The sequence below is a fragment of the Olivibacter sp. SA151 genome (assembly GCF_054130995.1).
The window spans coordinates 3,746,320-3,765,165 of record NZ_CP096391.1 but is presented as its reverse complement, the minus strand read 5'-3'; the positions used below and the strand labels follow the sequence as shown (position 1 = coordinate 3,765,165).

The following is an 18,846-nucleotide window of genomic DNA, read 5'->3' as shown; positions in this document are numbered from 1 at the left end:
TAAAATTAGGTAAATCCGTTGATCAATGGCTATTCATCCAAAGTAACTAGAGGCCGACTGCTTTAAGCCATGCTTGAGCCATTAGAGCCGCACCTGCCAAGCTGGGATGTACACCGTCGCCTGTCCAGTAATTTGCAGGAGCCTGTTTGATCGCTTCATCAAATACTTGTTGATAGGGAATAAAAACAGCATTGAATTCATTGGCGATTTCCTTTGCCGCCATTCTATATTCATTGAATTTAGGATACCATTCATCTGTTACTGCCCGAACATCCTTTACAGCAAAAGGTTCGCCTATGATCAGTTGCACTTCAGGTAATTCTTTTTTTGTTCGCACTAATAAACTTTTTAAATCTTTTTTGTAGGTGTCAATTGTCCCTTGATAGGGATTTTCTTTAGCAAGGGTGTGCCAATAATCGTTTACTCCTATTAAAATACTCAATACGTTCGGTTTTAACCTTAAGCAATCATCGTCCCATCGATCTGCTAATTGATAAACTTTGTTGCCACTAATGCCTTTATTAAAAATCTGAAGATTAAGCGAAGCTCTTTTTAACAATAGCTGCGAGGCAGCAACAAAGGAATAGCCCTTTCCAAGCGTTGCAGGATCATTTGCTTGCTCCTTCTTTTTGTCTCTACCGGCATCCGTTATGGAATCTCCTTGAAACAAAATGACATCATTTACGTTTAAGTTAATCGATGTTCCCTTTATACCGGCAGCAGCGACGATTTTAGGAAAGCTTAATGCTACGGAGGTGCCAAGAGCCAAATTTTGAATAAATTTCCTTCTATTAGTCATAGATTTAAATTTAGTTAAGTAATGGTTAAAAAGTAAAAAAAATGTAACAGTTGAATTCAAAAGATATCAAACGAATGTTTAAAAGTAAGTCTTTTAGAATTAACACGAAGGAACAAAGATTAAAAAATTCACGAAAATATCATAAAAGGAAAAAAGACAAAAGAGGATTAACTTTTATGTTACTAAATCAGGAATTTATTCAATAAAAAACTACTTTTGCAAAAAAAGGCACTTGGCATCCTTTGTGCCCATAGCTGATAAATAGAACTAATGATTTCTAAGAAAATAGACCAAAAGCTTATTCAGCTGGGTAATGTACATCACTTTATCATGCGATTCTTCAAAGAGTTAGTTATGCCACCTTATGAATTTAAGGAGATCATAAATCAATGTTATGAAGTTGGTGTAAAATCTTTACCACTGATCTCTTTGACTGGTTTTATTACCGGTATTGTATTTACAAATCAATCGAGACCATCTTTAGAAGACTTCGGTGCGACGGCCATGCTACCGTCACTGATCGCTATTGCCATTGTACGTGCATTGGCGCCTTTGGTAACGGCCTTAATCGCTGCAGGGAAAGTAGGATCTAACATTGGCGCAGAGCTGGGGTCCATGAAGGTGACAGAACAAATCGATGCGATGGAAGTTTCGGGAACTAATCCATTTAAATTCCTAGTCGTGAGTAGGGTGCTGGCTACCACTATTATGATTCCTATTTTAAGCTGCTATACAGGGTTTGTTGGTCTTATGGGATCCTTTCTGAATGTCTATCAGCATGAATCCGTTAGCTTTATAAGCTTCTTCGATCAAGTGTTTGAAACGGTAACTTTTCTGGATATTTTTCAGGCAATTATAAAAGCTGCTTTTTTTGGTTTTACTATTGGCATTGTCGGTTGTTACCAAGGGTATAACTCTTCCAAGGGAACAGAAGGTGTAGGGAAAGCAGCCAACGCAGCGGTAGTCGCTTCCATGTTTCTCATTTTTATTGAGGAGCAATTAGTTGTAATGATCGTTCAAAGTATACGTGGATAAGAATGGAAAAGCAGCTATCTCATATTAATTACCAGAATCCCGTAATCAATATCTCAGGACTTCGTAAATCGTTCGGAGATCTACATGTGTTGCGAGGTGTAGACTTACAGTTGTTTGAAGGGGAGAATCTGGTGGTTTTAGGGCGGTCAGGTACCGGTAAATCAGTATTGATAAAAATTGTATCGGGCTTGCTTTCGGCAGATGAAGGAACAGTCAACGTTTTAGGACAAGAAGTAGGAGATCTGGATGAAAAAGAACTAATGGCTTTGCGGTTACGCATCGGTTTTTCTTTTCAAAACAGCGCGCTGTACGACAGCATGACCGTGCGTGAGAACCTTGAATTTCCTCTTGTTAGAAATAAACGTTCGTTAACGAGAGCGGAGATTGATAGAGAGGTACGTGAAGTGCTGGACTCCGTTGGTTTATTGCAGGCGTTGAATCAAATGCCGTCCGAATTATCAGGCGGGCAGCGCAAGCGAATAGGTATAGCTCGGACCTTAATCTTGCGACCGGATATTATGTTGTATGATGAACCGACAGCTGGTTTAGATCCGATAACCTGTACAGAGATCAATAATCTGATCAACGAAGTACAACAGATATATAAAACATCGTCCATTATTATTACACACGATCTTACCTGTGCAAAAGAGGTTGGTGATCGTATTGTTATGTTATTGGACGGAAAGTTTGAACGACAAGGCCGATTCAATGATATTTTTGATTCGGATGACGCACGTGTCAAAGCATTTTATGATTATAATTTTATTGCATAGTATATGGCTAATAATTCAGATAGTAAAAAGTCGGTTATTGTAGGTTTGTTTACCTTATTAGGGATTATATTTTTTGTTACGGCAATCTTCGTTCTTGGCGGAAATCAAAAGCGTTTTACAAAAACTATTGGGCTCAGAACAATATTAACTAACGCCGGAGGATTAAAAGCAGGGAACAACGTCTATTTCTCCGGTGTCAAAATCGGAACCATCAAGAATATCAAGTTAATTGAGAACTCGCATGTAGAGATTGATTTCAATATCGAGCAAAAATCACAGGATTATATCCGTAAAGACGCAGAAGTTCGTGTAAGTTCTGAAGGTTTTATCGGGAATAAGATTATTGTTATACAAGGGGGGAGCCCGAACGTTGCAGTAGTTGAAGAAGGAGATTTACTGCAATCGGTAAAAAGTATTGACACAGAAGAAATGATGGCTACTTTACAGGTGAACAATCAAAATCTGGTTGCCATTACCAGCGATGTAAAGAAGTTAAGCGAAAAAATAGCTAACGGGGAAGGAACAATTGGTGCTATCCTCACGGATTCAACCATGGCTCTTCAGGTAAGGGCGATCATGGCGAGTCTGACACAGACCGCTGCGAATACAGCTAAAGTATCTAGTGCTTTAAATGCTTTTACTACCAAATTGAATACGGAAGGTTCTTTAGCTAATGAGATTTTAACGGATACCAGTGTTTACCAAAGCCTACGCAGCTCAGCCGCGCAGTTACAAGGAGTTACGCAGAGTGCAGCAGCTTTGACCGCAAATCTTACCAAGGCAAGCGAAAAGATGAACAGTAAAGATAACACGTTAGGAGCGCTTTTAAATGATCAGGAAATGGCGGTTACCATGAAGCAGACCATGTGTAATTTGGAGGAAAGTACTGATAAGTTAAATCAAAACATGGAAGCACTTCAACATAATTTCTTGTTCAGAGGCTTCTTCAAAAAGCAAGCAAAGGAAAGAGAAAAAGAGGCAAAGGCCGCGCTGGAGAAAACGAATTAATCTACGGTATAGTTTACGACGCCTTTACGTGCGTTATTTAAATTTGTTTTCACCTTTTACCTCGGTTTTAAAGCTGTTAAATCGAGGTTTTACTATTTTTATACTCTGCTTGGACAACGCGATACTCGCATTGAGTTCAAAACCGATTAGCAAGATAAGCGAATTTAGGTATAACCAGATCATGATGACGATCAGCGTCCCTATTGAACCGTAGAGTTTATTATACGTGTTAAAGTTATTGATGTAGAAGGCAAAGCCCCAAAATGTAAGAGCGGCTAAGACAGTAGCTAAAGTAGCTCCGGGGCTAAAAAAGCTCCACTTTCTTGAGGAAGAGGGGCCATATTTGTAAAGAATACTGAGTGTGAAAAAGTAGATGCCCAATAATATAATCCAGCGTGTAATTCCGATAAGCCAAGTCCAAAAACCACCGGTAATTTCAATGGTGTTTTTTAAATGGTTGATAATAAAGGATGCCAGCGTAACGATACCCATCCCTATAGTCAATGCCATAATAATCATAATGGCCAATGCGAGTGCAACCAGTCGCTGTTTTACGAAGCTCCTACTTTCCAATACCAAGGAAGACTTATTGAAAGCTCGCATCAAGCTATGAATACCATTAGTGGCAAAAATCATAGCCATAAGGAAACCAAATGAGAGCAATCCGCTATTTTGATTAGTAACGATATCCAGTAAAGTAGATTCAATTGTTTTGTAAGCATTTTCAGGTAAAATCATCTGCATAAATTCTAATAATTGCTCCTGAAAATCGTCGATGAATACCTTGATATAAGGAATAAGTGTAAACAGAAAAATGATACCCGGAAAAATGGCCAGCATAAAAGAGTAGGCCAGGGAGGAAGCTTTGTTTAGAAGTGATTCCCTGGCAATTTCCTGAAAAAAGAAAAGGCCTACTGTATAAAGAGGTAATTTGCCAAAACCAGGGAGCACGACGACCTTCGTCCACTCAATAAAAAGATAGTAGGGCCTTAGGTTTAGCAATTTTTGGTGTAACCAACTCATTTACCCTCCTCGAAATGTGGCGCTAATCGGTTCAGAAAGTCTTGCGGAGGCGGGCACGGTTTATTCTTATCCATATCAATAAACACAAGTGTCGTGGCTCCTGTGTTGATTAACTCCATGCTTTCATTAAAAAGCTCATAGTCGAATTTAATCCGTAAAGACGGTTTACTTCGAATAGACACTTTTATAGTTAGCAATTCGTCGTATGTTGCCGGTTTAATATATTTACATGTTAAATCTAAAACAGGCATCATAACCCTCCTCGCTTCCATTTCTTTGTAGGAAGTGCCTAAGCTACGAAGCATTTCTACCCGCGCTACTTCATAGTATTCGGCATAATTGCCATAGTAGACGTAGCCCATTTGATCGGTTTCACCATATCTCACTCTTACTTGGGTTTCGAAGGTTAACATGTTTATCTTTTGATGTTTCGTTCGTTTAAAGCTTGTTGAAATTTCCTTGCATTAATCAAATGCTCGGCCTGATTAGTTGAAAAATTGTGATAACCCGAAAAATCTTCTTTTGCACACATGTAAATGTAATTGTGCTTTTGATAATTAAGAACTGCATCAATTGAGGCAATACTTGGCATCATTATCGGCCCGGGCGGCAAACCTTTATAAATGTAAGTGTTATAAGGAGAGTCTGTGCGTAAATGTCTATTTAGTACCCTCCGAATAGTAAAATCATTTGTAGCAAAAATCACCGTGGGATCAGCTTGGAGTAATATGCCTTTTTGTAATCTGTTCAAATATAAGCCTGCTATTTTAGGCATTTCGTCCGTATGTAACGCCTCGCCTTTTACAATGGATGCCAATATACTGACTTGGATGGGAGTTAAGTTAATAGACTCAGCTTTTTTCCTGCGTTCCTCAGTCCAAAAGTTATTATACTCCTTATTCATTCTGTCAAAAAAGTCATTGGCCGAGATATTCCAATACATTTCGTATGTATTTGGAATAAACATCGTGAAGAAGTTGTCGGTATTGAATCCGTACTTAGCGGCTAGTGTGTCGCTGTTCAACAAGGTGATAAGGATAGAGGAATCGGGCTCTATTTGGGTGCCGATGTAGCCGGCAAACTGATCTTTTAATCGAATGTTTTGAAAACGTAATTTTACAGGTTCTTGGAATCCACCACCCAGCATATTAATTAGCGATCGGTTGTTCATGCCTCCTTTTAACTTGTATTTTCCCGGTTTGATGCGAGATGGATATTCCATTTTCTCTGCAGCCCACCGGAAGCTGGCGGTATCCACCAAGATGTTTTTCTCTCCCAGCTCTTCCATTAAATTATCGAAGGAAGCCCCGGTTCTAACATATAGATATTCTTCTGATTCCGTTACATTAGGTGCAAAATATCTCTTATAGTAAGTATATGCAATAACACTACCTGCCAACAAAGCAATTAGTATGATGACGCTAATAATCCTTTTGCCTATTGACCTTTTCTTTGGTGTAGGAACTGTCTCCATGCTGCGATATTTAACAATTGTAAAGATTTAATTGCTCAAAGCTAAGTTTACGGGTGTGCCAATGCTCACTTTTTTCATGTTAGAAGTATCTGCTTCCGGTGTTTGGCTAACGACGCGCGCGCTAGCACTGTCTACAACGGGCCCCATATATTTTACAGTTCCTAACGTTAACGATGCCCCTTTTAGCGAGAATATAGCTTCATCAAGGGTGTATCCAACCAGATTAGGCACGGCTACTTCGCTATCACCCATTCCGTTCCCAAGAACCAAGTCAATTTTGCTACCCTTTGGAATTGGTTGACCGGCATTTATTTTTTGTCCTGCATATTTAACATCTAATACGCGATCACGAGCTATATCCGGTATATAAATAGTATCTCCCAATTTTAAGCCGTAATTATTCAACGTAGAAATGGCTTCCAGGAGCGCCATTTCTGTCAAATTAGGTAACTGGACCTCGGGAGCGTTTTTTGTAATAATTGTTAAATAAAGTGTCCGGTTTAATTTAACTTTCGTCCCTGGGTCTGGATCCTGTTCTATTACTAATCCTGGTTGCTTGTCTGCTTGGTAAACAGAATCAACTTGATATCGGAAGCCTTGGGCTTCCAGCTTTTCTATAGCATTTTCTATGCTTATCCCTTTTAGCGCTGGAACTTCTATTGATTCTCCGTGACGTGTATAAAACCTTAAGCTGTAAAAAAGTAAAAGAAGGAAAATCACACCGGATATAATGGCGATGATTAGATTCTTTCTGAATGTTTGGGTTCTTAAGTACTGAAAAAGTTTGCTCATCTAAGATGTCCTCGTTGAATTTTTAGCCTAATTCTAATACGTAAAAAGTATGCCAATTCTTGTAAGACGATGAATAAAGATAACAATATTCAATTATCTTTGCTGGTAATACTTTACTGATATATGAGCGCAAAAATAGCATTAATTACCGGTGGATTTACGGGTGAGATAGAAATTTCCTTAAAAAGTGCCGCTTTCGTTGAGCAGAAGCTGCAGACGAGTCGATTTGATGTTTATAAAATAATATTAACTCCTGAAAGCTGGTACCATGTAGATGATGCGGGGATTAAACATGAAGTAAACCGAAATGATTTTACCTTATCCCTTAAAGACGGCCTCGTTAAGTTTGACCTGGCATTTATTATGATCCATGGGTCACCTGGTGAAGATGGAAGGTTACAAGGTTATTTGGATATGATCGGACTAAAGTATACTTCTTGTGATACACTAACGTCGGCTTTGACAATGAATAAAGCTTATACTAAGTCTTTATTGCAGGGAATTGACGGTTTATATTTAGCTCCATCAGTTTGCCTTTCCCCTGCCACGAGAGCGGTTATTGAAATAAATGTTAAGAATGAGCTGAAGCTGCCCTATTTCGTAAAGCCAAATGGAGGAGGAAGTAGCATCGGTATGACGAAAGTAAAGCAACTTGACGAACTTTCGTCAGCTATTGATCGGGCATTGGGTACCGAGAATGCGGGGAAGCAGGTTCTAGTAGAAGAATTTGTTTCCGGGAGGGAGTTTTCTGTAGGTATTTATAATAGTAAAGCAGGGTTAAAAGTACTACCGGCAACAGAAGTCATCACTACACGGGAGTTCTTTGATTTTGAAGCTAAATACATCCCTGGGCTTACAAAGGAAATTACACCGGCTGATTTAACGAATGAGCAGCAAGGTCGGGTAGAGCAATTGGTGAAGGAAGTTTATATTAGATTAAACTGTAAAGGATTGGTTCGCATTGATTTTTTTCTTGAAAGAGAAACCGATAAGTTTTATTTCATTGAAATCAACACGATTCCAGGGCAAACCGAAACAAGTTTTATACCACAGCAAGTTAGGGCTGCAGGTCTTCAGGAAACCGATTTTTATACAGAACTGATCGAACAGGCTTTGGTAGAATAGATGGAAAACAACAATTGGCTAATTATTAATTAGCCAATTTCAAGATAGCTAAATCGAATATTTCTCCAGCATTTCCTCCGTTATGAAGGCTGATTTCCCTGATTTGAGATCAATCAGCGCATAATCGAACCAGCCATCGCAGGAAACTTTTCCTGAATCTTTAAATTTTATAGCAAAAGTTACCACACATCCCTTGTCTTTCATTTCATCTACACCTGTTTCAACAATGAAGTATTGCCCTAATTTTAGCGGACGTTTGTAGTTAACATGAGCCGTACGCACTACCCACCCAAAGCCTTGTTCCATAAACTCTTCCATGGTCATGCCATAAAATAGTTCCATTTGCTCATACCTCGCCGCTAATACATAGTCAAAATACTTGCTGTTATGCACATGCTGAAACATGTCTATATCATCGGGCCGCACTTTAAATTCGCTCTCAAAGCGAGCATAGTTATTAATCATTCCCGCTAATATAGCGAAAATTTTGGCTTAATCAAGCATTTCTCAGTCTTAAGGGACAATTTAGGTAGAACTGTGCAGTAAATGATTTCTAATTATTTACTGCTTTATTTGGAAAGCAGGCGTATTTGTACTACCTTTGCAGCCAATTAATTTTTTTATTAACGCTTTAATATTATTCAGGTAATGTATTTAAGTAAAGAGTACAAAGAAGGGATTTTCGCAGAATTTGCAGGAAATGCTAAGAACACGGGTTCTACCGAAGGACAGGTAGCATTATTTACTAAACGTATTGCTCATTTAACTGAACATTTGAAAAAGAATCGTAAAGATTTTTCCACTCAGTTAGCTTTGCAGAAGTTGGTAGGTAAACGTCGTTCCTTATTGTCTTATTTGTATAAGAAAGATATCGAAAGATACCGTGCAATTATCAAAGCTTTGGAACTGAGAGATATTATAAAATAACTTTTGGTAAAAAGAAGGAGGAAGCCATTACGTTACACGTAATGGCTTCTTTATTTAAACAGATTGTGGATACACTTGCTAATGTGTTCATTTTAACCGATCGGAATCTTATTCTTCACGCAGAGACGTCACCGGTTTAGCGCTAGCTGCTTGAATTACCTGAATGGAAATGGTAAGCAATGCAATTATAAGCACAGCCATTCCTGCTATAAAAAACATCCACCACCGGAGTTGAATGCTATAGGCAAAATTATTTAACCACTTGTTCATCCATATATATCCTAGGGGTATCGAAATAAAAAGGGAGATAACGACCAACTTCAAAAAATCTTTGGAAAGTAATCCAACGATACCACTTATAGTAGCTCCCATAATCCTTCTTATACCTATCTCCTTGATACGTTGTTCAATTGAGAATGTTACCAAGCCTAATAACCCCAAACAAGAAATTACAATAGCCAATATCGCGAAAATAATAGCAAGTCTCGACGTGGTTAATTCACTTTTATACATGTTTTCATACTCTTGGTCGGCAAATTGATACATAAGGGGAAAGTTTGGATTTAATTCATTATATACTTTTTCCAGATTCGCCAAGGCGGTCGTTAACTGATTAGGTTTGGTGCGAACAATAATAAAACCAAAATACTCATATTCCTTTACGTCTAAGATTAGGGGTTTTATTGGGTCGTGAAGAGACTCCGTATGGAAATCCTTTAAAACACCAATGATATGTCCTCTTTTGTTCCAGGCCGATACCCATTTACCCAAAGGATCTTTATATCCCATTTGCCTTACGGCTTCTTCGTTTACCAAAAAAGCATCAGCAGAATCCGTTTGTATGTTTCTTGAAAAATTCCTTCCTTCTGTAATCGTTAACTTCATTAAGTTGACAAAGTCAAAACCAACAGAAGCCGGCTTGAACGCTACGGAAGCATTGTCGGGCTTCCCTTGCCAATCAATGGGTGTAGTGGTTTCGAAGCTCATTTCATGAGGTGCTTCTGAACTCCGATCAATCATACTAATACCAGGTAAATTTGATGCTTTCTGTTTAAATAATTGATATTTATCAAATTTAGAAAGCTCGCCTTCGATGCGAACATAGAGCAAATTTTCGCGATCATAACCTAAATTGTTATTTTTAATGAAAGATACTTGATTGGAGATAACAACTGTAGCGATAATCAGTAAAGAGGAGAGGCTGAATTGAAATATAGTGGTGGTCTTTCTAAACAGAATGGCTCTTTTTCCTGAACGGTTAATGCCTTTTACGATCTGAATAGGCTTAAGTGAAGATAAGTATAAGGCAGGGTACATGCCGGCAATGATACCTGTTATAAGAACTAGGCTGATGATTTCAATCCAAAAAGAAAGTTGAAAAAATGGGTAATCCATTTCTTTACCTGTCAACCCATTAAAGGTTGGTAATAAAATTAACAAAAGTATAGCGGACAATATTGTTGCCAAAGCACAACACAGGATGGATTCCCCAAAAAATTGGCCTATCAGACTCGTCCGATTCGAACCAACTACTTTTCGAAGCCCTACCTCCTTTGCTCTCTTTACTGATCTGGCGGTAGCTAAATTCATAAAATTGATACACGCCAAAAGGAGAATAAAGATGGCTGCCCCTTTAAATAGTCGTATATATTCTATACGTCCACCGGTTGGTTCACCGTCAACAAAATGATTGAACAGGTATTGGTCGCCAAATCGTTGTAGACCCAGCTTGGTTTGAATACCTATTCGTTTTTCCAATTTCGTATCGAGCAGTAGCGATAATTTTTTCTCAGCCTGTTCTATATTAGTATCTTTTTTAAATTGAACATAGGTAAAAATATTATTGGAAGCCCATTCCAGTAAGCGCTTTTGCGCATCCCAATTAAAGACATAATCGAACTGAAGCGAGCTTTCTTTCGGAATATTTTCGAATACCGCCGTCACAATAAAATTGTACTTATTTTCATAACGTAAACTTTTTCCCATTGCTTCCCGTGGACTTCCAAAAAAGATTTCTGCCATTTTTCGAGAAATGGCAACACCATATAAGTTGTCCAACGCAGTTTCAGCCCGGCCTTCAATTAATGGAAAGCTAAACATTTTAAAGAAATCCTTGCTTGCTCGTGAACCGGCTAATTTCACTTTCTTTTCCCCTAGCTGAAAAGTTTCCAGGTGCCCCCATGGTAATTCATAGGCTGCGATATAAAATGAAAGATGCTCTATTTCAGGAATTTGCTCTTTTGCATCTTCCAGTAACAAAGTAACTTCTGTGCCATTACCGCGAAATGGGCTGGCATAGGTGGCTTCTTTTTTTCCGTCAGCGGTTGAAGTTATGTAGGTAGTGTAAAGTTTGCTTTGCTGTTCGTGAAAATTGTCTTTGCCCTGTTCATCCGATAGCCATAGCGAAATGAGTAGGTAACAAGTAATGCCCAAAGAAAGGCTCAAAATGTTGATGGCGCTCTGCACTTTGTGTTTGATGATATTTCGCCAAGCGGTTTTAAAATAACTTCTAATCATATTACGCATAAATTGGTATCTTTCAATAACTTTGTCTTATGAAGGCCAATTTATTAAGATTAAAATTGGACGAATGAACCAAGATCGATTCAAGTTCGTTCAACCTTGTTCAAATACGACCATTTTTCATAAATGATAGAAAATAAAGATAGATATAGGCTGGCTTGTTTACGTTTGATCGAAAAGAAAGTCGGTTGGGGTGATGGCTCACATTGGTCTAACGCTGATTTCGAAAAACTGAGCAATCTAATCTACGAGAAAACAAATGTATTATTAAGCGCAAGTACCCTAAAACGCGTTTGGGGAAGGGTCCGTTATGACGGAAAGCCGGCAATATCGACGTTAGATGCACTTGTGAATTTTATTGATTATGAAAATTGGCGAGCCTTTGTGGTACAATATGATAAACAAACAAAGCAGGGGGCACCAACATCACCGCCTAAAGAAAGGAATGCCTCAAAGTTCAGAACAAGGCTGATATTGTCGTCGTTAATGGTATTAGTTGGTTTATCTGTGATTTTTTCGTTTTTGAACAGAAAAGAAGAAAAGGCAAAAACCAGTCATTTTACATTATCTGAAAAAGATTTTTCCTTTAGTAGCAAACCACTCACAAGAAGTATTCCCAATTCGGTCATTTTTACTTACGATGCTTCTAAGGCAATCGTTGATTCGGTCTTTATACAGCAGACTTGGGATGCAAACCGACGAGTTCAGGTTCCTAAGGACGGAAATACACACACCGCAGTTTATTATGAGCCGGGTTATTACACCGCGAAGCTGAGCATTGGAGACCAAGTTGTTAAGGAACATCCTTTGCTAGTTGCTACTGATGGCTGGCTAGCCACGATTGACCGTAAACCGATACCTATCTATTTAAAGAAAGAGTGGTACCTCAATAAAAACCAGCTAAGTATACCCGCTAGGATTGTCGAACAGTCCAAAATAAGTTTACTCCCGAATCCACCTGTCGTCAAATTTTTTAATGTAGGAAACTTTGAACCTACTTCAGTGAGTGATTTTTCTTTTGAAGTTCAAGTTAAAAATGCCTTTAATGACGGCAATTCTGCCTGCCAATTTTCTCATATTCTTCTTATCACTGATGCAATGCCCATTGCCATTCCACTTTCTATAAAAGGATGTGTATCAGACTTGAATTTAATGACAGTCGATTCCGTGATCTCGGGCAAATACACAGATCTATCCAAATTTGGTGCTGATCTTTCAAATTGGGTTAAAGTAGCTTGCAGATCGGACGGGAAAGTATTACAGTTTCATGTAAATAATGAAAAAGCCTTTGAGGCGCCCTTAATTTCAAAGAATGCAAAAATTGTTGGCATGGCTTATACCTTTATGGGTACCGGTTCAGTCAAAGGCATCAAACTGTCGAATTCAAGCAAAATGCTTTATAAAGCATTTTAACACCTTTGCTAAACTGCCAACAAAATATTTCATTACGGAGTTTGTGCAACAATTAACCCCGACCTTATACGTTAAGCCTCTTTAAAGTCTGTAAATTTCCAAATACCTTCGTCATCCTGTTGATAAGAGACGTTGTATTTTCTTTTACCGATTTCTATTTCGAAAGAAAATGGTTTACCTTTTGAAAGTTCAGGCTTATGCTGATTGAGCCTTGCATCGGCAATTTCCTGAATTTGTTCTTTACTATATACTTGGTCCATACTATTTTGATTGATGTTGTTAGCTTATGAACAATTTTCGGCTGGTAATGTTGATTCTTTTTTAAAAAATACAACGTGAAAACAGCTACTATGCTCTGTGCGAGAGATTATTACAGATCATTAAATATACTTAATAACTGCTCCGCAATAAGCTGATTGCCTCGGTCCGAAGGGTGTAACCCATCGTAGGTCATGTTAATAGACTGGGGCGGATAAGGGTATGCATCTTCGTCAGCATTAAAAGGAATGTTAATATAATCAGGATATTTGAAATTTTTATAGGCGCCGTTAGTTTTATCCCTAAGTCTTTTATAATGGACTAAATTTGCTAAATCAAGTTGCTTATTATGAAATAAATCTATTACCTTGAATCCTTCCAGTTTACCGATGCTAATGATCGCGTTGGCAAATTGCTCTAAATGCTGTCCGTTTTTCTCTTTGTAAGAGCCCCAGGCATTATTATGCATATCGTTAATGTAGACGAAATCTGTTCGTTGCATGGGAGTAATTAGAATAATATCCGCTTTGCGATTTAACTGTTTGATTTTATCGGTTATTGTTTTAAATGCTCCAAATACAGTCGAATTTCCTGTTCCTTGCTGATAGTCCTTTAATGAACCAAGTGTGAGCCCCGCCCACCAATCATTCGTGCCTAAAAAAATAGTATAGACATCTGCTTTCACCAATCCGAGGTCTTCAATCTCCTGGGCTATACGTACAGCAGTCCATCCATTATGCCCTTGGTTAATATAACGAAGAGACGGCTTTTTTTCGGTAACATAAGTCATATAGCCTTTATGGACCCTATTGCCCGTCTCGTTTAAATGATCGTTCAAATAGGTAATGGAATCGCCCAAGGCTAACCATACCGTTTCTTTTTTTGTAAAGGACGAATAGATAGTAAACACCATCAAAAGAGTCAGAAATCTTTTCATATATAATCGCATTGATTCAGTTTTAGGTGCATCGTTTTTTACTTAAGCCGATAAAGGTTGAGGTGTTATTCATTGTGTATGTCCCTACAGTTGGTGTAAGCATGCCACCAATCTTCCAACGACCGGATAACAGGCATAAGTGTTTTTCCAAGATCTGTTAACTTATATTCGACACGTGGAGGTGATTCAGCGTAAGCCTTTCTGCAAATAATGCCATCACGCTCCAATTCGCGTAACTGGGTGGTTAATGTTGCTTGCGTAACGTCCTCCATTTCCCGTCTCAATTCTCCAAATCTTTTAGGGCAGTTACTATAAATAGCATTAATAAGCAAAACCTTCCATTTTCCTCCAATTACCTTAAAAACATTTGTCACGGCACAGTTATTTTCTTTAGAACTTGTTTTTTTCTCATTTTCAAGATGCTCATTATCAATAATAGTATTCTTTTCCATACTTAGTATCGCTTACCAAACTACTTGTGTAATACGCTGAAATCCCTCACTTTCGATTTCTAAAGATAAGTAAATAAGAGCAATCTAATAGGCTTAACATACAAAATAGAAAGCTTCAAAAAACTGTTATATGAATAGAATGATTAATAAGTGGTTTCTCCTTCTCATTGTTTCCTCAGCGATTTTTTTATCTGTCATCGACCTTTTTATCGTAAACGTTGCCGTACCTTCCATTAAAGAGGGGATTCGAGGATCGGACGGTGATATTCAATTGGTAATCGTATTGTATGTTATTGGTTATGCGTCGTTTCTTATAACGGGAGGTAGGGCTGGTGATTATTTTGGAAAGAAGCGTGTATTCATTGCGGGTATCTTAATTTTTACCATCGCTTCCTGTGCTTGCGGCTTTGCTCAAAATGCCTGGCAGTTAAATCTAAGTAGATTGGTGCAAGGAATAAGTGCTGCTTTTATGGTCCCTCAGGGTGTCGCTTTTATACCGGTGCTTTTTCCGGATCCCAAAGAGCGAGAGAAAGCTCTAGGTATTTATGGCAGTATTGCGGGCACAGCATCCGTCATCGGACAATTTTTGGGCGGTGTATTACCAGATACCCATTTCTTTGTTGCTGGCTGGCGTCTTATATTCTTGATTAATCTTCCAATTGGTCTTGTTGCCTCTTATATGGCTTATCGTTTTCTGTATAACGATAAGGAGAGGCCATCAATAGATAAGACTGCTCAAACGCACAAAAAAACAACCTTTAACTTTTCCGGGGTTGTGCTTCTTATGTTGGCTTTGATCGCTTTTATTTATCCGCTTATCCAAGGGCGCGAACTAAATTGGCCCAAATGGAGCATCTTTTTGTTGATTCTGTCCATACCGATATTCTTGATTTTTGTTTATGATCAACGTCATTGTATGAGAATAAAGAAGGAGCCACTGATCCGTTTCGATTTATTTAGTAACAAGTATTTTACTATTGGGTTATTTGCTGCGATTTTTTATTATATGGTGCAAGATTCTTACTTTCTTATCAACGCGATGCATCTTCAAAAGGGCCTTCATGTAAGTTCTTCAATGACCGGGCTTTATTTCGTATTCCAAGGCCTCGGATATGTCATTGCTTCCTTTCTTTCAATAAAACTGGTACAACGTTTTGGTAAATGGGTGTTAATAGGAGGGATTTCCTGTATGATTGGTTCTCTTTTCTTGCATCTCTTGGTGCTACGAGACGGTAATCTGCAGACGATGAAAGTTCTCCCCGTGTTGTTTGTTTATGGGCTGGGTTGTGGTTCGGTGCTACCAACCATGTTCACCATGTCACTTAAGAGCATTGCTTCGCAATTTGCAGGCGCAGCATCAGGACTCTATTTAACCGTTCAACAAATTTCGATTGCTCTAGGTGTAGGTGTTGTTGGCGGATTGTTTTTCAGCGTGTTAGACAACAGGGAGGCCGAGGCGTCCTACTTTCAGGCATACAGCATAACGACAATAGCGAATATATTGCTATTGGTGTTTGTTGCCTTAATATGCTCCTTGTTCCCGTCGCGTCCGTCACGTAGTTAATAATCTATATTGTATACCACCAAAACGTAATCGGTTGAATGGAGTTGATACATTGATGATAGCTATGAATATTGCGGCATTTACTCTAGAATAAAAATCTTCTTTTCAGGAAGACTAATGGCTATTTTTTTGCCCAACCAGTCAATGCTGGTCTTACCTTCATAAATCAGACCTTCTACAAAAGATACCTTCGGTGCTTTTATATGGGCGGTATTATTTGCTGTTTTGATTGACTCAATGGAACCGATAAAAAATCGATTGGTTTTAAGTGAATCAAATTCACTTTTTTTAGCATAGCTCTCAAACTGATTGCTATCTAATGCAAGTGTTTTCATGAATTTTGAGTGAATCCAAAATGAGTTTTGACCCGCTCCCGCATCCAGCGCCACTTGGATCGTTATCTTATTGTTCAATGTTACATATGTGAAAATATCTAAAGCCTTATCTGCATGGTTTGCTATTTGAATATCAATATACTTTTTTTTATCCTTTATATCCAGCTCGCCTAAAGAGATTGTCTTATTTTTATAGTCAATGGTAATGGGAGTATTCTGAAAAGCTTGAAGTGAAATCAAACCATCAATCCCATCCAGCGTTAAGTCGAACGTACTGTAAATTTGATTTTCGAATAGTTGATTGCCAATCCTTAAATCTTTGGCATAATAAATTGGTGTTGTTATAGCTTCGCCGGTTGCCCGATGAGCGACGAAGATATTATAAGAATCTTTTACTTGCAGCTTTTTGGCGAAATCTTTAAAAAACAGATGAAGGCCGGCACCGGTATCGAAGATGAATTTTCCTTTAATGCCATTCACCGTTGCCTCGATCACAAGGTGTCCGGAAGAAGTCAACGTAAAAGGAAGAATGTCTTTTGTTTGTGATCGAGCAATTAAGCCATTTAATAACAATAATAAAATCAGGATTCTTTTCATACTATGCGGAAATACTTATTTTTTTAAGAGGGCCATTCCTCGTGATGTAGGCCAAACCTCCTCGAAACCATATTGAGCGTATAGCTTATAAGCGTCGCCATCTGCCACTAAGCTAATATAACAAGAAGCAGGCAATGCATTGTCTATATATTCTTTTAGTTTCTTCATAATCCGCTTACCTAATCCGTTTTTCTGATGGGAGGGAAGTACACAAATATCAACGATTTGGCAATGGCATCCTTTATCGCCAATAATACGTCCCATACCCACCGGTTGATTATTATCGATATCTAACGCGATTACCGAACAAATTGAGTTTGCCAATCCTATTTGAGCTGCTTCCAATGTCTTGGCACTTAAGCCGCTTGCGGTTCGTAGGTGAATATAAGTGATGGGATCAAGGTCACCAAAGTCAACTAAATAGTTATCTGCTTTCATCTTTTTCAAACTTAACAAAAGGGTTGTTAATAAGCAATTGGAGGACTATAAAGCTATTGTTTTTTTGGGGACTTGGTTAATTGAAGTCTATATACATAGATTGAAAATTGATAGTCATTTTATTGAATTGATTTATAATGTCTTGACCGATGTTGCCATAAAAATGCGCATCAAAGTCGCCAACAGATTCGGTTAACACCGGCAAATTAGCAAGTGCCACTTTTTTGCCCTGAATAGTAAAAGTTGACAAAGGTATTTTGTAGACCTCAATTTTATGCACACCGCCTGCGCCGCCTCTACCGATACTGTCGATCTTGCCTTCGCTTTCCACTTTTGATTTGTTAGCATCATAATATTTTTTAAAGAGCTCTGTTTTCATTGCTCCGGTGTCGAAGTGGCAAAGTAAGGTGTCATCTCCTACTTGCAATTGAATAACCGGAGTTAGCTCGTCTAAGAATAGGTTTTGACCAACATTGGTAGAAACAGATGGAGGGATATAAAATTGGCCATCTCGTGCAATTTGTACTTCCCGTAAAAGGTTCATTACCGGAAATCCGATAATCCCGTGAATAGCAAAGTCGAGTTGAGGGAATTGCAAGTTTTTATCAGGAAGAACTAAAAAAACCACATTTTTTAACTCAGTTTTATCAATAAAAATACTTGGTGCAATGGCGAGCATAGCTTGGTTTTGTATGGAAGTGCTACTTCCCAAATCGATGCTTGTTGCTATGATTTTCAATTTCAGCTTTTGCGCATAACTTAAACTAATAGTAGATAAGTTCGCGCCTGTATCAAACACGAAATCGCTCACTTGATTTCCTATGCGGATTGGAATATTCATTAACCCTATTTTGTCTCTCGTCCATTTTACACGACTTTCTACTTTCGTAATCTGCTGAGGGGGGACATTCTCCAGTGCACGCCATAGTTTTATTGTATTTTTCAAATCGGCAACTTTGGCTGAGTCTAAAAAAGTGCTATAAGAGGCAAGGATTTGCTCGCCCACTTTTGCCGCTTTGCGATACGCATTCAATTTAACGAAATTGTCCATCTGTACGTTTAATAATGGAGGTGCAGTCTGCGGTGTCAGTTCACTTTTATGGTATTTTAGTAGACTTTCAATTTTTTTCGCAGATTGTGTACAGCGGTTTGAAGCATTGTCAATAAATGCTCCGTAATATAGGCTGTTGAGTTCAGAAAGCGTGTCCTTTTGTTGTCTGTAGCTTGCTTCTAGTTTTAAAAAGTCTTTCTCCTGAAGAAATTTTTCAAGAATTGACGTTCCCGTCTGTTGAGCGAGTGCATAGTTACTAAGGGAGAGAAAAAAAACTGAGAGCCATTGTGTTTTCATTGCCTTGAATCGATGTTTTGAA

20 protein-coding genes are annotated in these 18,846 nt (G+C 38.4%); 7 read left to right on the top strand and 13 right to left on the bottom strand.

Going from position 1 to position 18,846, the window contains the following annotated elements; genetic code table 11:
* Nucleotides 1-46: 46 nt before the first annotated feature.
* Nucleotides 47-799: an SGNH/GDSL hydrolase family protein gene (locus M1D52_RS15625; protein ID WP_437392937.1), complete on the bottom strand. Its 753-nt coding sequence runs from the start codon at nt 797-799 to the stop codon at nt 47-49.
* Nucleotides 800-1,069: 270 nt separating this feature from the next.
* Here M1D52_RS15625 and M1D52_RS15620 point away from each other — a divergent pair, with 270 nt between their 5' ends.
* From M1D52_RS15620 to M1D52_RS15610, 3 genes are read left to right on the top strand one after another with little or no spacing between them, the layout of a single operon-like run.
* Nucleotides 1,070-1,834: an MlaE family ABC transporter permease gene (locus M1D52_RS15620; protein WP_013666332.1), complete on the top strand. Its 765-nt coding sequence runs from the start codon at nt 1,070-1,072 to the stop codon at nt 1,832-1,834.
* A gap of 2 nt (nt 1,835-1,836) precedes the next feature.
* The gene (locus M1D52_RS15615; protein ID WP_013666333.1) at nt 1,837-2,610 is read left to right on the top strand and encodes an ABC transporter ATP-binding protein; all 774 of its coding nucleotides are present in this window, start codon (nt 1,837-1,839) and stop codon (nt 2,608-2,610) included.
* A gap of 3 nt (nt 2,611-2,613) precedes the next feature.
* Nucleotides 2,614-3,618, top strand: coding sequence for an MlaD family protein (locus tag M1D52_RS15610; protein WP_013666334.1), 1,005 nt, complete (start codon nt 2,614-2,616; stop codon nt 3,616-3,618).
* Nucleotides 3,619-3,651: 33 nt separating this feature from the next.
* Here the strand turns inward: M1D52_RS15610 and M1D52_RS15605 are convergent, their stop codons facing one another.
* The 4 genes from M1D52_RS15605 to M1D52_RS15590 are packed head-to-tail and all read right to left on the bottom strand — an operon-like array spanning nt 3,652 to nt 6,907.
* Nucleotides 3,652-4,641, bottom strand: coding sequence for a YihY/virulence factor BrkB family protein (locus M1D52_RS15605; protein WP_013666335.1), 990 nt, complete (start codon nt 4,639-4,641; stop codon nt 3,652-3,654).
* Entirely contained in the window at nt 4,638-5,054 is a 417-nt protein-coding gene (locus M1D52_RS15600) for an acyl-CoA thioesterase (RefSeq protein ID WP_013666336.1), read from the bottom strand. The genes M1D52_RS15605 and M1D52_RS15600 overlap by 4 nt, the downstream gene beginning before the upstream one ends.
* Nucleotides 5,055-5,056: 2 nt before the next feature.
* On the bottom strand, nt 5,057-6,115 hold the full coding sequence (gene mltG / locus M1D52_RS15595) for an endolytic transglycosylase MltG (RefSeq protein ID WP_013666337.1): 1,059 nt from the start codon (nt 6,113-6,115) through the stop codon (nt 5,057-5,059).
* A gap of 27 nt (nt 6,116-6,142) precedes the next feature.
* Complete coding sequence (locus M1D52_RS15590; RefSeq protein WP_377609336.1) at nt 6,143-6,907, bottom strand: PASTA domain-containing protein; 765 nt, start codon at nt 6,905-6,907, stop codon at nt 6,143-6,145.
* Nucleotides 6,908-7,030: 123 nt separating this feature from the next.
* Between M1D52_RS15590 and M1D52_RS15585 the strand changes: the two genes are divergently transcribed.
* Nucleotides 7,031-8,032: a D-alanine--D-alanine ligase gene (locus M1D52_RS15585; protein WP_377609334.1), complete on the top strand. Its 1,002-nt coding sequence runs from the start codon at nt 7,031-7,033 to the stop codon at nt 8,030-8,032.
* Nucleotides 8,033-8,080: 48 nt separating this feature from the next.
* Here the strand turns inward: M1D52_RS15585 and M1D52_RS15580 are convergent, their stop codons facing one another.
* On the bottom strand, nt 8,081-8,497 hold the full coding sequence (locus M1D52_RS15580) for an acyl-CoA thioesterase (protein WP_130857387.1): 417 nt from the start codon (nt 8,495-8,497) through the stop codon (nt 8,081-8,083).
* Nucleotides 8,498-8,680: 183 nt separating this feature from the next.
* Here M1D52_RS15580 and rpsO point away from each other — a divergent pair, with 183 nt between their 5' ends.
* Nucleotides 8,681-8,959 (top strand): 30S ribosomal protein S15, encoded by a 279-nt coding sequence (rpsO, locus tag M1D52_RS15575; protein WP_013666341.1) that lies wholly within the window; start codon nt 8,681-8,683, stop codon nt 8,957-8,959.
* A 108-nt stretch (nt 8,960-9,067) separates the two neighbouring features.
* Here rpsO and M1D52_RS15570 read toward each other — a convergent pair whose 3' ends face one another.
* On the bottom strand, nt 9,068-11,485 hold the full coding sequence (locus M1D52_RS15570) for an ABC transporter permease (protein ID WP_437392936.1): 2,418 nt from the start codon (nt 11,483-11,485) through the stop codon (nt 9,068-9,070).
* A 123-nt stretch (nt 11,486-11,608) separates the two neighbouring features.
* On the opposite strand from M1D52_RS15570, the gene M1D52_RS15565 reads away from it, so the two are divergent.
* A complete protein-coding gene (locus M1D52_RS15565; RefSeq protein WP_437392935.1) occupies nt 11,609-12,895 on the top strand; it encodes a hypothetical protein in 1,287 nt (428 codons plus the stop codon).
* A 71-nt stretch (nt 12,896-12,966) separates the two neighbouring features.
* On the opposite strand, the gene M1D52_RS15560 is transcribed toward M1D52_RS15565, so the two are convergent.
* From M1D52_RS15560 to M1D52_RS15550, 3 genes are all read right to left on the bottom strand, one after another.
* Entirely contained in the window at nt 12,967-13,155 is a 189-nt protein-coding gene (locus M1D52_RS15560; RefSeq protein WP_013666343.1) for a hypothetical protein, read from the bottom strand.
* A 110-nt stretch (nt 13,156-13,265) separates the two neighbouring features.
* Nucleotides 13,266-14,090 carry an SGNH/GDSL hydrolase family protein gene (locus M1D52_RS15555; protein WP_437363499.1) on the bottom strand — a complete coding sequence of 275 codons (825 nt, stop codon included), beginning with the start codon at nt 14,088-14,090 and terminating at the stop codon, nt 13,266-13,268.
* Nucleotides 14,091-14,155: 65 nt separating this feature from the next.
* The gene (locus M1D52_RS15550) at nt 14,156-14,542 is read right to left on the bottom strand and encodes a winged helix-turn-helix transcriptional regulator (protein ID WP_013666345.1); all 387 of its coding nucleotides are present in this window, start codon (nt 14,540-14,542) and stop codon (nt 14,156-14,158) included.
* A 130-nt stretch (nt 14,543-14,672) separates the two neighbouring features.
* Here M1D52_RS15550 and M1D52_RS15545 point away from each other — a divergent pair, with 130 nt between their 5' ends.
* On the top strand, nt 14,673-16,106 hold the full coding sequence (locus tag M1D52_RS15545) for an MFS transporter (RefSeq protein WP_437392934.1): 1,434 nt from the start codon (nt 14,673-14,675) through the stop codon (nt 16,104-16,106).
* 80 nt (nt 16,107-16,186) lie between these two features.
* Here the strand turns inward: M1D52_RS15545 and M1D52_RS15540 are convergent, their stop codons facing one another.
* The 3 genes from M1D52_RS15540 to M1D52_RS15530 all read right to left on the bottom strand — a co-directional run bounded on the left by M1D52_RS15540 (nt 16,187) and on the right by M1D52_RS15530 (nt 18,824).
* Entirely contained in the window at nt 16,187-17,038 is an 852-nt protein-coding gene (locus tag M1D52_RS15540; protein WP_013666347.1) for a retropepsin-like aspartic protease, read from the bottom strand.
* A 15-nt stretch (nt 17,039-17,053) separates the two neighbouring features.
* Nucleotides 17,054-17,476: a GNAT family N-acetyltransferase gene (locus tag M1D52_RS15535; RefSeq protein WP_013666348.1), complete on the bottom strand. Its 423-nt coding sequence runs from the start codon at nt 17,474-17,476 to the stop codon at nt 17,054-17,056.
* Between the two features lie 76 nt (nt 17,477-17,552).
* Nucleotides 17,553-18,824 (bottom strand): retropepsin-like aspartic protease, encoded by a 1,272-nt coding sequence (locus M1D52_RS15530; protein ID WP_437392933.1) that lies wholly within the window; start codon nt 18,822-18,824, stop codon nt 17,553-17,555.
* Between the last annotated feature and the right edge of the window lie 22 nt (nt 18,825-18,846).